Source organism: Apibacter sp. B3919 (assembly GCF_026537405.1).
Lineage (GTDB): Bacteria > Bacteroidota > Bacteroidia > Flavobacteriales > Weeksellaceae > Apibacter.
This window is the reverse complement of the sequence record NZ_JAFNMG010000002.1, coordinates 515,167-531,375: the sequence shown is the minus strand read 5'-3', so window position 1 is coordinate 531,375 and position 16,209 is coordinate 515,167. Positions and strand designations below refer to the sequence as shown.

At 27.7% G+C, this 16,209-nt stretch carries 11 protein-coding genes; 8 read left to right on the top strand and 3 right to left on the bottom strand.

Annotated elements, in window-relative coordinates:
* Positions 1-161 precede the first annotated feature (161 nt).
* From J3U20_RS05700 to J3U20_RS05680, 5 genes are all read left to right on the top strand, one after another.
* On the top strand, positions 162-1,220 hold the full coding sequence (locus J3U20_RS05700) for a nucleoid-associated protein (protein ID WP_160541986.1): 1,059 nt from the start codon (positions 162-164) through the stop codon (positions 1,218-1,220).
* A gap of 54 nt (positions 1,221-1,274) precedes the next feature.
* Positions 1,275-1,904, top strand: a complete 630-nt coding sequence (locus tag J3U20_RS05695) for a 4'-phosphopantetheinyl transferase family protein (RefSeq protein ID WP_160541985.1) — start codon at positions 1,275-1,277, stop codon at positions 1,902-1,904.
* A 45-nt stretch (positions 1,905-1,949) separates the two neighbouring features.
* Positions 1,950-3,824 (top strand): glycosyltransferase family 9 protein, encoded by a 1,875-nt coding sequence (locus tag J3U20_RS05690; RefSeq protein ID WP_160541984.1) that lies wholly within the window; start codon positions 1,950-1,952, stop codon positions 3,822-3,824.
* A gap of 67 nt (positions 3,825-3,891) precedes the next feature.
* Positions 3,892-4,368, top strand: coding sequence for a CYTH domain-containing protein (locus tag J3U20_RS05685; protein ID WP_160541983.1), 477 nt, complete (start codon positions 3,892-3,894; stop codon positions 4,366-4,368).
* A gap of 1,150 nt (positions 4,369-5,518) precedes the next feature.
* The gene (locus tag J3U20_RS05680) at positions 5,519-6,703 is read left to right on the top strand and encodes an MFS transporter (protein WP_160541981.1); all 1,185 of its coding nucleotides are present in this window, start codon (positions 5,519-5,521) and stop codon (positions 6,701-6,703) included.
* 2,636 nt (positions 6,704-9,339) lie between these two features.
* Here the strand turns inward: J3U20_RS05680 and pncA are convergent.
* Positions 9,340-9,939: a bifunctional nicotinamidase/pyrazinamidase gene (gene pncA / locus J3U20_RS05675; protein WP_160541980.1), complete on the bottom strand. Its 600-nt coding sequence runs from the start codon at positions 9,937-9,939 to the stop codon at positions 9,340-9,342.
* A gap of 164 nt (positions 9,940-10,103) precedes the next feature.
* Here pncA and pncB point away from each other — a divergent pair, with 164 nt between their 5' ends.
* Positions 10,104-11,273 (top strand): nicotinate phosphoribosyltransferase, encoded by a 1,170-nt coding sequence (gene pncB / locus J3U20_RS05670; RefSeq protein WP_105297985.1) that lies wholly within the window; start codon positions 10,104-10,106, stop codon positions 11,271-11,273.
* Positions 11,274-11,460: 187 nt separating this feature from the next.
* On the opposite strand, the gene J3U20_RS05665 is transcribed toward pncB, so the two are convergent.
* Both J3U20_RS05665 and J3U20_RS05660 read right to left on the bottom strand, forming a co-directional pair.
* Positions 11,461-12,345, bottom strand: a complete 885-nt coding sequence (locus tag J3U20_RS05665) for a GRP family sugar transporter (protein WP_160541979.1) — start codon at positions 12,343-12,345, stop codon at positions 11,461-11,463.
* 26 nt (positions 12,346-12,371) lie between these two features.
* Positions 12,372-13,151, bottom strand: a complete 780-nt coding sequence (locus J3U20_RS05660; protein ID WP_160541978.1) for an SDR family NAD(P)-dependent oxidoreductase — start codon at positions 13,149-13,151, stop codon at positions 12,372-12,374.
* Positions 13,152-13,669: 518 nt separating this feature from the next.
* Here J3U20_RS05660 and J3U20_RS05655 point away from each other — a divergent pair.
* Together J3U20_RS05655 and eno are read left to right on the top strand one after the other, a co-directional pair.
* Entirely contained in the window at positions 13,670-14,722 is a 1,053-nt protein-coding gene (locus tag J3U20_RS05655; RefSeq protein ID WP_160541977.1) for a lactonase family protein, read from the top strand.
* Between the two features lie 117 nt (positions 14,723-14,839).
* Positions 14,840-16,132 carry a phosphopyruvate hydratase gene (eno, locus tag J3U20_RS05650; RefSeq protein WP_105297989.1) on the top strand — a complete coding sequence of 431 codons (1,293 nt, stop codon included), beginning with the start codon at positions 14,840-14,842 and terminating at the stop codon, positions 16,130-16,132.
* Positions 16,133-16,209 lie beyond the last annotated feature (77 nt).

The following is a 16,209-nucleotide window of genomic DNA, read 5'->3' as shown; positions in this document are numbered from 1 at the left end:
ATATAAGATTTTTAGATTTTGGATTTCACTAATTTATTTTAGAACAAGGAGTTTGTTTTGTGTAAATTACATTATTTCATTAATCAAAATAAATTAGTAATGAATATTATTTACTGATATTTTTAAATGAATTACTTTTGTAATTCTTATCAGGCAAATTTATGACGATTAATTTAAAACATGCTGTAATTTCCAAATTAACTTTACAATTTTCCGGTAATAAACTACGTGAAGAAAAAAACATTTATGCCGGTGATTTATTTCATTTAAATGAAAAAGAGGAAGAGGCTATGCAACCCTATTTCCTTTCACCTTTTAAAAAAAATTTGGAATACTATGAATTTACTCATTATACCCAAGACATAAATTTTAATATTTTATATTCTTTATGTAAAGATGTTTTTGAAGATGCCATCGATTTTGTAAGTTTTTCAGACAAAGTTTTAGATCATCTTTATGAAAGATCCAATCACCCACAAATTAAAAAAGGCGAAATTTTTATTGCTTTATTCAATGATATTGATATTGGACAGGAGTCTAAAATTTCCGGCATCGGGATATTCAAGCTAGAAAATAAAAACAAATTTCTTCGATTTAAACATTCTGACATTGTTGAATGCGCCATACAGAAAGGTTTTCGATTAGACTCATCCATTGATAAGAGTTGTTTAATACTTAATACACATAAAGAAAGTGGTTATAAAATATTGGTACATGATGATGCTCATGTAGAATCCGAATATTGGAAAAAGTCATTTCTGGAAGTAGATTATATTAAAGATGATTCGTATCAGACTAAAAATTATATTAATTTACTATCTGATTTTTCACAACAAGTAATTTTTGAGGAAAAAGGAAAAAAAATTCAAACTGAATTTATCAGTAATTGTCTTCAAGTATTTAATGAAAATGAAACGATAACTGAAGAAATTTTAGAGAAGGAATTATTGGAAAATTATGATATGGTTGATGAATTCAAATCATATAAAAAAGATTATTCAGAAAATTCAGGGGTTCAATTTTCGGAAATTTTTGATGTTTCCACCAATGCTTTAGCAAGGGAAAAAAGAAAAATTAAAACTGATATCAAATTAGATACATATATTCAAATTAAATTGGATATTAACAGACCCGAAGCTTCCGAAGATTTTCTAGAGCAAGGGTATGATGAAGAAAAGAAAATGTTTTATTACAAAGTATTTTACAATTCAGAGTTATAAGAGAATTATTATAATTTTATATATTTACTTACTAATCTATTTAAATTATCTTAAATGCCTATTGTAGATTTTATTATACCTGATTATTTTACGAGAATAGTTACTTGGAAAGTCAGTGAAACTAATGAGGAATTGTTACGGATATTAAAATTAGATAACATAAGACAAGGTAAATATGATTCTTTAACCCCTAAAAGAAAACGAGAATATTTGGGATTACGAGCTTGTTTAATGGCTTTAGGTTTAGATAGTACCGTGAAATACACTAAAGAAGGTAAACCCTATGTTGAAGGAACTTATAATATTTCCGTATCTCATTCACACGGAGTAGTCTGTGTTGGTGCTTCGTCTTTTAACATTGGAGTAGATATTGAATTGGAAAGGGATGAAAAAATTAATACCATAAAATACAAGTTTATTCGAAAGGATGAATTTGAATTCATACCAAAAGGTGAAGAAAAGGACTATTATCATATTTTATGGGGATTAAAAGAAGCCCTGTATAAAATACACCATGGAAACTTATGGTCTTTTTTAAATCACTATAGAGTAGAACCCTTTCAATTGAAAAGTGATAAACCTATTGTATGTTGGATTATTGATGAAAAAGCGAGTGTTAAATATTATGCCTACTATAAGAAAATAAATAATTATTATATGACCTATGTTCTTAATTATGAATGATTTTTTTTCTAATTTTGCCGAACTATTTTATTAAATATTATATTTTTGAAGAAAGCATTAATTATACAAAACAAATTTATCGGGGATGTTTTAGTAGCCAGTGTACTTGCTAAAAATTTAAAAAAAATATTTCCAAATATCGAAGTTCATTTTTTTTGTTACAACAATGCTATATATATCCTTCAAAACAATCCTTATATAGACAAAATAATAGAGTTTGATGATATTGAGTTAAAAAAGCTTTCTGTTTTATGGAAGTATACAAAATATATTAAAAATGAGAAATATGATATACTTTTAGATCCTTACGCTAAATTACAAAGTCGTTTCATAACGTTGTTTTCTAAAGCTAAAAGGAGAATTAGTTTTGATAAACCTTTTTTTAAATATTTTTATACGGATGTGTTTGTAGAGGAAAAATTTCCAAAATTTATCCATTGTACTTCCATTGAAAATAGATGCCTTTTACTTTCTCCTTTTATAAATAATATTACTAAAATTGATTTTCAAACCGAAATATTTTTAACCGAGCAAGAAATTAATAATGCTAAAAAATTAATGATCAGTTCCGGAGTCAGTTTTACTAAACCGGTTCTAATGGTTGGTATATTGGGAAGCAGTTTAAAAAAATCTTGGCCTCTATCGTATATGGCGGAGTTAATCAATTACTTATTAAAACATTATGATATAGATATTTTATTCAATTATATTCCTAAGCAACAAAAAGAAGCGGATGATCTTTTAAAAGAAATTGAACATAAAGAAAAAATATTTACTTCCATTCTTGGAAATAATATTCGAGAATTTGCTTCCATACTATCTAATTGCAATGCTCTGATAGCCAATGAGGGAGGAGCTGTTAATATTGCAAAGGCTATACAAAAGCCCACATTTTCAATTTTTTCCCCGCACAAGTTCAGAAAAGATTGGGGATGCTATGAAAATTTACTAATTCATAAAAGTTTTCATCTTATGGATATATATCCTGAAATTTATACGGAATATCCTCTTAAAGAAATCTTACGTAAGCCTGAACCTTTTTATAAACTAATGAAACCGAAAATGTTACTTAGTAAAATTGATCATTATTTACAAAATATTTTAAGTATAGATAAAACGAATTCTGATTTACCTCAAGATATTGAATGCAAAAAACCAAAAATTACCGCTTTATGTATTACCTATAATGAAGAAGATAATGTAGATCGTTTTATGAAAGATATTTCTTTTGCCGATGAGATAATTGTAGTGGATTCATTTAGCACAGATAAAACTAAAGAACTTTTCAAAAAATATCCTAATGTAGTTTTCATTGAAAGAGTATTTGATAATTTCACTAATCAAAAGAATTTTGCAATTGAACGCGCAACACATGAATGGATCGTCTTTTTTGATTTAGACGAACATATCCCCACTCCTTTAATTAATGAAATTTTAAATACTGTAAATTCCCCTAACCCTAAAGACGCCTATTGGATAAAAAGAAATTTTTACTTTAAAGACAAACTCCTGAAACATAGCGGATGGAAGAATGATAAAGTAATACGTTTATTTAAAAAAGATAAATCCCTATATAAAAGCAGTAAACTTGTTCATGAAGAAATAGAATGTAAAACCGAACCGGGATATTTAAAAAACAGATTGGACCATTATTCTTTTAATTCTGAAAAAAAATATTTAGATAAGTTAGATAAATATTCTCGACTAAAGGCAAAAGAATTATTTGAAAAGGGTAAAAAATCAAATTTTCTACATCACCATATTAAACCTATATATCGATTTCTCCATCATTATATTATTCAATTTGGTTTTTTAGATGGAAAAGAGGGATATATTATTTCTAAAATGTATTCTCAATATGTTTCCGACAGATATAAATATTTAGATCAACTTTGGAAAGCTAAAAAGAATAAAAATTAACTTCAAAAATTTGTATTTTTTTAAAATTTACAAATGATATATTCAATAAAATTGTTTATTACATCCTATGGGACAAGAAATTGAAAGGAAATATTTAATTACAGGAGAATTTAAATCGAAGGCTATTAAAAGTTTACAAATTAAACAAGGATATCTATCTTCAATACCTGAAAGAACTGTACGTGTTAGAATCCAAGACAATCAAGGTTTTTTAACCATTAAAGGTTCTAATAAAAAAAATAGTATAAGCAGATTTGAATGGGAAAAGAAAATCACAAAAGAAGAGGCTAATGAACTCATACAATTATGTGAAGTAGGTATTATAGATAAAAAAAGATATATTGTTCCCTTTGGAAACAAAATAATTGAAGTAGATGAATTTTACGGGGAGAATGAAGGACTAATCCTTGCAGAAATTGAATTAGATGATGAAGATGAAACTATTGAGAAACCGGATTGGTTAGGAAAAGAAGTCACAGATGATCCCAGATATTACAATTCAATGCTTAAGAAAAATCCTTATAAAAATTGGGATAATAAATAATTTTTATTTTAAAATAATCTTACAATTAAATTTATTAACCTAAATTTTAAATTATTAAATAATTTACCAATCACCATAGAAATAGCTAATAATACAAGAATATTTAAAGTGTTTTTATTTAATAATTTAATTGTTACTCTTAATATAATTATTTAATTAAAAACTTAAATAAAAATTATATTCAGAAATAGTATATTGAATCATAGAAACATAATAAATATATTATATTGATTTATATAGAATGACAATTAATAGTTTTCTTTTACATTTTCAGCTTACCCGAATTTATATTATATTAAGTATTTATAATGGTATAATGGCATAAATTTTGTCTGATATATCTAACCAAATCATTATCAAATTTGTACCATATTCTAGTGTTGTGGGAGGAAATAGCTATTCTGCTATTGCTGGTGAAAAGAAAGTACTTTCCAATGTATTCAATGAAATGTTGCAGCAAAGTTTGATATAATTCTACTAAAGGTTAATTGGGATAAGCTATTTGATCCATCGCCAACCTTTAGATATCAATTACCTCACGAGATTAATTTGCAAACATCAGTGATACAATGGTTAGTTTTTTATCTTGTAATCAATTAATTAGAGTCTCTATATTAATAGTTTAATAATTAATCGACACCAAACCGAATGGTCGGCACAGTTCGAAAATGAGAGGTTCTAGAAGATACTATTTCTTTTATACAAATGTAGCTTGGAAATCAATTCATAAATATATTGCCTTACATATAATGGATTCAAATAATGAAAGTGCCGGTATTATTTACTTATCAGGTAAAAAAACATTAAGATTAACAGTTAATGAAAAACGAGATTAAAACGATAAACCAACTATTTATATTAAGAACTAGCGTCTCAACATGTTTTGTTGGGTTGTCTTCAATCCAAAGATATTATTTTTGAAAGCTATGCAGAGTTTAATATAGGTAATAATGTTTTTCCTATTCAGCTTAAGTCAGGTGAGTCATATCTTTTATTTGATTGGTTAGTTGGTTCACAATAGCCATTATGTATGGTTGAGCCGGGAGTTATACCAACTGAAGAGTTAATAAATGAAGCTTTAAATAACATGCATAATTGAATAAAAATAATCAATTTATTAAATCAATTTCATATAAAAGGAGTGAATGTTATGCATCTACCATCGAAAGATATTATTGTGTTGGCTGTGGGTCAGGCATTAACTACAACTGTTGTTTCGATGCTAACTACAGTTTCAAGCCTTTCCGGTTCATATTTATCACCGAATCCTTCACTTAGCACACTTCCAGTAACTGCTACAGTTATTGGTACTTTATCGATGATATATCCTGCTTCATGGTTGATGGGAATACTCGGTCGTAAAGGTGGTTTTATGTTTAAAGCCGGTGTAGGAATCTTAGGTGGAACAATATGCTGTATAGCTTTGTTGTTGAATCATTTTTATGTACTCGTCTTAGGAGCTTTGTTATTAGGTATTTTTAGTGCTTTTGGTCAATATTATCGTTTTGCTGCAATCGATGCTGCTAAAAACCCGAAGGAGCATGCTTATGCGATATCTGTTGTAATAGGGGCCGGAGTAATAGGTGGTATTGCCGGCCCTTTTCTCAGTAGTCACTTTTCCGAGTTATTTTCACCGGTACCCTATGCTGGTTCTTTTGTAGCTATCATAGCTGTTTGTGTTTGTTTAGCCATATCACAGTTATTCCTTTCCAGTGATTTAGGACGTAAGGTTGGCCGTACTCCATATGTAAATAAAACATCAGATCACAATCATAAGTTATTAAGCTCGAATTTTATTCAGATTAGTATTATTTGTACTATTGCTTTTGCTGTAATGACTCTAACCATGAATGCCGCACCATTATCATTGCATAAATCTTGCTTTGCTTTAACGACAGCATCTAATGTCTTGCAGGTACATTTTATTATGATGTATTTGCCGTCCTTTTTTAATCCTAGCTTAGTGAAAATCATTGGGCTTAAGGGGCTAGTTACCATCGGAGTTTTAAGTAGTGCATTAGGTTGCTTATTAACTTTATTACCTAACCAAGCTCTAGAAATTTATATGATTGAACTCGGCTTATCCGGTATAGGATGGAATTTTATGTTCAATGGTGGAACACTTCTATTGACCAAAACATACAGTCCAGCCATGAAAACAAAAGCTCAAGGATTAAACTCATTGTTTGTATATACAGGTAATATTGTTGCTTCATTTTCAGCCGGCGCTTTAATGTACCTATATGGCTGGCAACTAGTTAATTTAATATGTATTCCATTACTAGGTATATCCATATTTATCTTATGGAAAACAAGAGTTAGTAACATTACTTAATTAGTATTCGCTTCAAACCCTCTTTTAGTGAACAGCTGAAATAAGTTACTTTTTCAATTTTTATTGTTTACAAAATAAATCAAGTTACGTATAAGCAAAATGAAGGCAATATCTATTCTCCTGACTATAATTTCTGGGAAATAGTATTAATATCTAGATATAAAAGACGATCCGGATGGATTTTTACTTGCTGTTGATAATATAATGCTGCTTACCTCCGGCCGGACGATAATAATAACAACCATTAACCAGTTTTTAGCGGGTTTATAGTGATGTCTTAATAAACTGGCAGCAATATCCAAATGGGTATACGGCTCAAGTAATTGGCAAGTAGATTTAACTCGTTGTCCAAAATAGCGAATATTCAGTTGCCCAAGTCTTACATCAATGCGTTTAGGAACTGTTTCTTTAGTGTTTGGAGAAGTTTTTGGCAGGCTTTTGCTTCAGTTTTTAAATCAATAGGCTTTACCGGCACTATTGAGTATGCAAGTCCAATGTTCATAAGACAGTGAATTTTTTTTGAAGTTAGTTTTAAGCCCTTTAATTTTAATAGGGCTTTTTTTTTATTTAATACAAAACATTAATTCTATATTTTAACAATACTCATCATTCAATTATAATTTTTTAAGGATATTTTAAACCTTATATTTAAAATATTTAATTCACTTGCGCAACTAAATTGCACAAATATTGTTTTATTATAAATGTTCATAAGGCAGTGAATTTTCGTAGTAGTTAGTTTTAAACCCCATTAATTATGGGGTTTTTTATTTATATATTTAAAATATTGATAGTATTTATTTTACAAAACACCTTATGATATAATTATTACTATTTTCATAGTAGTAAACATTAAATTTTAAAATTTATAAATTACTTGCACAACTCAATGGCACAAATATTGTTTTACTATAAATGTTCATAAGGCAGTGAATTTTCGTAGTAGTTAGTTTTAAGCCCTGTTATTATTAATAGGGCTTTTTTATTATGTTAATTAAGATTTTATCTTATATAATTATATTATTCCGAACATTTTATATCATTAAATTATTTTAAAATAAATATTATATACAAATAATAATTTCATAAAATTATGGCATGAATTTTGTTTTAAAATAATTGTTCATAAGGCAGTGAATTTTCATAGTAGTTAGTTTTAAGTCCCGTATTCATTTGCGGGACTTTTTTTTATTTAATACATTTTATCAATATATTATTTTAATTATATAATAATATTAGTAAAATTATAATATATTACTATTATATGATTTTATATTATGGCATGATATTTGTTTTTAAATAATTATTCATAAGGCAGTGAATTTTCATAGTAGTTAGTTTTAAGTCTCACTTTAAGTAGTGAGACTTTTGTATTTAAAGTAATCTATAAGATATATTATTTCATAACGTATAAAATTTTTCCATATTTATAATATATAAATAAATTAAATATAACTATTATGGCATAGAATTTGCCTGTAAACAATTGTTCATAAGGCAGTGAATTTTCATAGTAGTTAGTTTTAAGTCTCACTTTAAGTAGTGAGACTTTTTTTATTTGACATAATTTAAAAGATTATTATTTCATATAATACATAACATTAAGTATATTATCGTATTTAATTATATTAAATATAATTTTTATGGCATGAATTTTGTTTTTATATGAATGTTCATAAGGCAGTGAATTTTCATAGTAGTTAGTTTTAAGTCCCACTATCATTAGTGGGACTTTCTATATTTAGTACTTTATTTAAACTATATTATTTCAATTACAAATTTATTATCAATAGATTATTACAATTAAATAAATTAAACACAAATATTATGGCATGAATTTTGTTTTTATATAAATGTTCATAAGGCAGTGAATTTTCATAGTAGTTAGTTTTAAGTCCCACTATCATTAGTGGGACTTTCTTTATTTAGTACTTTATTTAAACTATATTATTTCAATTACAAATTTATTATCAATAAATTATTACAATTAAATAAACAAAACACATATATTATGGCATGAAATTTGTCTTAATATAAATGTTCATAAGGCAGTGAATTTTCATAGTAGTTAGTTTTAAGCCCCGTATTACGGGGCTTTTTTATTACCAGAAAAATTATTTTTAACTAAATTCATTATCGAATTAGTCAGCTAAAAAAATACATTTGAATAATAAGTTTGATTTAAGATAAGTTTTTTTAAATCCCGTTCTTTTTAATTTGAGAATAACTTTATTAATAAATTAAATACAGAATATTACTATTTTTCCAATATATGCTTCATATTATTCTTTTAAATAAATATTTGTTGAAATAATTTAAAATGGAAAATTTTATAACATATTAGATCAAAAAACGTTAATTCATATTTATTTTTAAAAATAAAAATAATGTATTCACTAAAAATTATCTTAAAAATCATATAAAAACATATAATTTATAATAATTTAACTAGTTGAAATTTTATGGCATGGAATTTGTCTTACTATAAATGTTCATAAGGCAGTGAATTTTCATAGTAGTTAGTTTTAACCCCGTTCTATAACGGGGTTTTTTATTATGATTAAATTAAAACAATAAAATAAATAGTATATATACTTACTAGTATTTAATTTAAAATAACTCTAAAAATATTATTGTTATATTTTTTCTATAATATTACCTCCACTTTGTATAAAATTTCTTTTAATATTTTCAAAATTTGATACATCAATAGCTTTTGTAGCATTTTCAATAATAGTGGATGTAAATCCTAATTCCAGAGCATCTTTGGCTGTAAAGTATACACAATAATCAGCCGCTAATCCACAGACAAAAATTTCTTTCACCCCTCTCCCCTTTAAAAAATCTCCTAAACCCGTACATTTTAATTTTCCATTATCATAAAAACCACTATAACTGTCAATAGTAGTATTCATTCCTTTTCTAAAGATCGCTTCTATTTTATTTTGATTCAGTTCCGAAGATATTTCGGCTCCAACAGTGCCTTGAACGCAATGATCCGGCCATAGAACCTGCTCTATACCATTTAAATCAATTTTGTCATACACGCTTTTATTACTATATTGTGAAGCAAAACTTTTATGACCTTTTGGATGCCAATCTTGAGTAGCCACGACCAAATCAAATTTTTCCTGAATGGAATTAATAACGGGGATTATTTCATTACCCCCTTGTACGGCTAAGCTTCCTCCTTGAAGAAAATCGTTTTGAATATCAACTACTATTAATGCTTTCATTTTAACTCTATATTGTTTTTGATCCGATAAATATAATCTTTTTATTTTTATCTTATATTCGATAAAAATAAAAGGTTTTATTAATTAATTGGCTTATTAATAATAGTTTTAATCATAAAAATTGTAACTTTGACAAATACCTTTTTAGAAAACATATTTTAATTATGATAATTAAGCATTTTACAGACAACGATTTATATAAATTTTCAGTAATGCATGCCATTCAAAAATTATATCCTTGGGCATATGTTAGATATGACTTTATAAATCGAGGAAAAGATGATTTTCCAAAAGGTTTTGCAGAAAGGCTGAAAGAAGAAATAAATAAAATGATTAGTTTGAAATTAACTAATGATGAAAAAAATTTTATTTTAAAAAGATGCTATTTTCTAGATCCGTTTTTTGTAGATTTTTTAGAAGGGTACAGATACAATCCTGATGAAGTTCATATTTCCCAAGAAGGTGGTAAATTAAACTTGTATGTTGAAGGATATTGGTATAGAACTGTCTTATGGGAAGTTCCGCTTATGGCTATGATATCGGAATTGTATTTTGAAATGATCGGCACAAAGCCAAAAGATATTGAAATTAAAGCTAAAGAAAAAGCGATTGGACTTAAAAATTTAAAAGCCGATTATTCTGAGTTTGGTACTCGTAGAAGGTATTCTTTCGACGTTCAAGATAAAGTTGTAGGAGTATTAAAGGAAAATTCCGATAAATATTTTAAAGGGACAAGCAATGTATATCTTGCCATGAAATATAATACAACTCCAATCGGCACTATGCCTCATGAATGGTTTATGTACCATGGAGCTTTATTCGGTTATCGCTCAGCTAACATTAAAGCTCTGGAAGCTTGGGTGGATGTTTTCCAGGGAAGCCTGGGTATTACCTTAACGGATACTTATACAACACAATCATTTTTTAAATCTTTTAATTTAAAATTGGCAAAATTATTTGACGGAGTGCGTTGTGACAGTGGAGATCCACTAGAGTTTACAGAAAAAACTATCGATTTTTATAAGAAAAATAGAATCGATCCTTCTTCAAAAACTATAGTATTTAGTGATTCATTAAATTTAAATGAGGTTAAAAAAATAAAAGAACATGTCAAAGATAGAATCCATGACACTTATGGCATCGGAACATACTTATCTAATGATGTGGGTGTTAAGCCTCTTAATATGGTAATTAAATTAACTCATGTAAAAGAAAAACCTTCTGATGATTATTTAAATGCTGTAAAGTTATCTGATGTTTTAGGTAAAAATACAGGAGACGAAAATGAAATCAATTTCAGCAAATTGTCCTTAGGTTTAAATGAAAATATATGATTGTAATTTCTATCTAATTAAATTTCATATATTATTAAATTATATTTTTTATATAGTATAAATTCGTTACGAGTAGTATATTACATTTGAAAAACTAATATATTTAAAAATTCATGATTGCAATATTACAGAATTGATAAATTATTTCTTATAAGCCTCAAAAAAGACTAATACATCTATTCCTAACTTAGGATTTATCGAATACGCCGGACAAATAAATAAAAAATAATCCAACCACGATTACAGTCATACCAATTATAGATGATATCCACTCTTTTTTGGTTTTTCTTTCTTCGTTAAAATAAACTCCCGCAATCACTGAGACAATAATCGATGCTTGACCAACCGGATAGGCTACTGATAATCCTAATTTCATTTGAGAAATCAATATAGCTAAATTACCTATAGCCCACACCACCCCTACAACACTATTTTTCAAAGAATTAAGACTATAGGGATTTACTTTGAAATATAAAAATGCTATAATATTAATACCAATTAGTTGGCCAACAGATTGAGGCAAAAGACTCGACCAACTATCAATATTATAGTATTTTAAAATACCAACATACAATGTAAAACCTAAGGAAGATAATAAATTAACTGAAATTCCTTTACTCCAATTTATTTTTTTAGCATCATCATTTTCGATTACTTCCTTATATGAAGTAAAAATAATTCCTACAATAATTAACGCTAATGCAGTAAAACCAAATATTTTTGAATTAAGAGTAGACCAATCTCCTAAAAATACGCCTAAAATAGAAGTTCCAATGATCTGAGTTCCATTGGATATGGGCATTGATTTTGAAACTCCCAAATATTTCAATCCCATAAATTGTCCAACCGATCCGATTGTCCAAAATAATCCCGATACGATTCCAATTCCTATAATATGAAGATTTAAAGCAGGATGTTTAATGGCATATATAATGCAAGCAAATATAAAACTCCCTATTGCAATACCAAATGATTGTTCTATAACCTTTCCACCTATAAGGGTAGCAATAACGGGAACAAAACCCCAAGATAAAATAGGAATACAGGCTATTAAAAAGTCTGTAATATTCATATTTTAAAGATATATTGTAAAATCACTTAGGCATTTTGCCCTAATATTGACAATGCTCCATCCACTGTATAAGTTGAACCGGTAACGTAAGAACTTGCATCGGAAGCTAAAAATAAGGCTACATTAGCAACTTCTTCCGGTGTACCGCCTCTTTTCATAGGAATAATATCTTCTTTTTCTTTTAATAACTTCGCTTCATCTGTAAATTGTTTGTTGATAGGAGTAAGTATCATTCCCGGAGCAATATTATTAACTGTTAATTCTCTTGATGCTAATTCAATAGCCAAAGTTCTGGCCAAATTCCTCATTCCGGCTTTAGCTGTATTATAATCAGCATCTCCCGGTCTGCAAATATATTCATGTATAGAAGTTACATTAATAATTCTTGATCCTTTATATGAATTGTTTTTTTTCTTAAGTTTTAAAAATTCTTTAATACAATAGAACGGTCCATATAAATTGGTTTTTATAGTTCTATCCCAATCTTCCAAGTTCATATCCTCCACATATGTATTTTTACCATTTATTCCCGCATTGTTAACTAAAATGTCTATATCGGTAAAATCTTGATTAACCAAATTGAAAAAACTTTGAGTTTCATTATAGTCTGAAACATTTACCTGATATGCTTTAACTTTTACGTTCAATCCTGATAATTCTTGCACCAAATTTTCCGCCCTTTCTTTTCCGGAATGGTAAGTTATAATAACGTTAGCGCCTTCATGCGCAAATTTTTCTGCAATCGACTTTCCAATACCTGAACTTGAACCTGTAACTAATGCTGTTTTATTATGTAAAATTCCCATGTCTTATTATTTAAATTATTTTATTTATAAATTGATAACTTTATTTGTATTTATTATTTATATATATAAATCATTTATCACATTACTATTTTATATAATTAACTATGTAAAGAATTAAATTAAATTTTTAAATTCTTTGTTTTCTCTTTTTGTTCATTAAATAAATTCTAATTATTTATAATTTAAATAGCACTTATTTAGATTTCTTTCCAAAAATTATGTAGTAGTAAGTAATTGTTGTAGAGTAGTTAAGTTATAAGATATAAAAACAAAATTTTTACGTCTTAATTTCGAAAAAACTCAAAAAAAGAAGTTATAAAATATATGTTTTTTTAATGTTATATCAAATATTGTACTTAACTGAAAAAAACAGAAATAAATATTCATTATATAAAACAGGATATTATATTATAAAGCATTTATACTTTATTTATATTTCAAAATTTTAAAAATAAAAATAATTTTATATAAATATTTTTTAATAATTTTAAATAATTATTTTAATACTAAAAAACAAAATGAAATTTTATTTAGTTATAGGTACTTATACTGATGGAGAAAGCAACGGTATCTATATATATGATTTTGATTCAGAAACCGGAAGTACTTCATTTATTGATAATGTTTCAGTTAATAATCCATCCTATTTGGTTATAAACCATAAAAAAAATCATATATATTCAGTTAGTGAAAATGATGATAAAGAAAGTTCCATAGTAAATTCCTTTTTATTTGATAAAGCTTCTGGAAAAATTTCCTTTCAAAACTCACAGGCAGCCTATGGCGCTGCACCTTGTTATATTACTATTGAATATCAAGATAAATACATAGTTACGGCTAATTATATAGGAGGAAGTATTTCTGTTTTTAAAACTGAACCTGACGGAAGTTTAAGTCCCATGATTCAACAGGTTAATTTTTCGGGGAGCAGCGTACACGATGTGCGGCAAAATCAATCGCATCTTCATTGCGTGGTGTTCTCTCCCGATTATAAATATCTTTTTGCTACGGATTTAGGAAGTGATAGAATTTATAAGTTCAATGTAAATTATTCTACTGAAAAGAATTTTCTTACGTTTTTTGATCCGGCTTATATAAATGTTGCACCCGGTTCAGGTCCTCGACACCTCGTATTTCATCAAAATAAAAAATTTGCTTATCTAATTAATGAATTGGGTGGAACTGTAGTTGTTTTTAAATATGAGGATGGAAATTTAGAAGAAATTCAGACGACTGTTTCCGATGAATACAAGGCCGAAGGAAGTGCAGATATTCATATACATCCTAATGGCAAGTTTTTATATTCTTCCAACAGATTAAAAAAGGATGGAATATCAATTTTCAGTATCGATCAGAATACAGGTAAATTAACTCCCATTGATTATGAAAGAACTAATATCAATCCCAGAAATTTCGTTATATCTCCTAATGGTAAATTTTTGATAGTAGCTAATCAAGATAGTGATACCATTCAAATATTTTCCATTGATCAAAATACAGGATTTTTACAAGACACCAATCAAAATATAAAAATTGATATGCCGGTCTGTTTAAAATTTATTTCTCCATAAATAATTTTATATTTTATAGCATCAACAATACAATAAAAAATAAACTTTTCATATCCTCTATATATTAATAAATGAGTATTTTTGTATAAAATTTTAACAAACAAATTTTATAATATTATGAGTCTAATAGCACAAATTCATGCAAGACAAATCTTGGATTCCAGAGGAAATCCAACAGTTGAAGTTGATGTAATCACCGAATACGGTACTTTGGGTAGAGCAGCTGTTCCATCTGGAGCATCAACCGGTGAATATGAAGCTGTTGAATTAAGAGATGGAGGAAAAGAATATTTAGGTAAAGGAGTTTTAAAAGCTGTTGAAAATGTAAATGATGTTATTGCACCTGAATTAGTTGGAGTTGATGTCTTTGAACAAGCTTTAATAGATAAAACAATGATTGACCTGGATGGTACACCTAATAAAGGTAAATTAGGTGCTAATGCTATTTTAGGCGTATCTTTAGCTGTTGCTCAAGCTGCTGCTAAAGAATTAGGATTACCATTATATCGATACGTTGGAGGTGTAAACGGTAAAGTTCTACCTGTTCCAATGATGAATATTATCAACGCAGGTGCACATTCTGATGCTCCTATTGCGTTTCAGGAATTTATGATTATGCCGGTTGCTGCAGATTGTTATTCTACTGCTATTCGTATGGGAACTGAAATTTTCCACTCTCTTAAAAAAGTTTTACATGACAGAGGTTTAAGTACTGCTGTAGGTGATGAAGGTGGTTTTGCTCCTAACTTTAAAAATATTGAAGATGCTTTAGATACCATTTTAGATGCTACCAAAAAAGCAGGATACACTCCGGGTCAAGATGTTATGCTAGCTCTAGATTGTGCTTCATCTGAATTCTTTAAAGACAATAAATATGATTATTCTATTTTTGAAGGTCAAGGAGGTAAAGTAAGAACCAGTGAAGAACAGGCTTCTTATTTAGCTGAATTAACTGAAAAATATCCAATTATTTCTATTGAAGACGGTATGGATCAAAACGATTGGGAAGGTTGGAAAATACTTACCGAAAAAATCGGTAAAAGAGTTCAATTAGTAGGTGATGATTTATTTGTTACCAATGTTAAAAGACTTGAAGACGGAATTAAACAAGGAGTAGGAAACTCAATCTTAATTAAAGTTAATCAAATCGGAACTCTTACAGAAACTATTGATGCTGTACAAATGGCTCAAAATGCCGGATATACTGCAGTAATGTCTCACCGTTCCGGTGAAACAGAAGATAATACGATTGCAGATCTTGCCGTTGCATTAAACTGTGGTCAAATTAAAACAGGTTCTGCTTCTAGATCAGATCGTATGGCTAAATACAACCAATTACTAAGAATTGAAGAAAACTTAGGAGAAGTTGCTGTTTATCCTCAATTCAAAGCTTTTAAAGTTAAAAGATAATTTATTTTATAAATAAAGATAAACGGAAAGATTAGTTAATTCTTTCCGTTTTTTTATTGCATAAATTCTCGACTAAA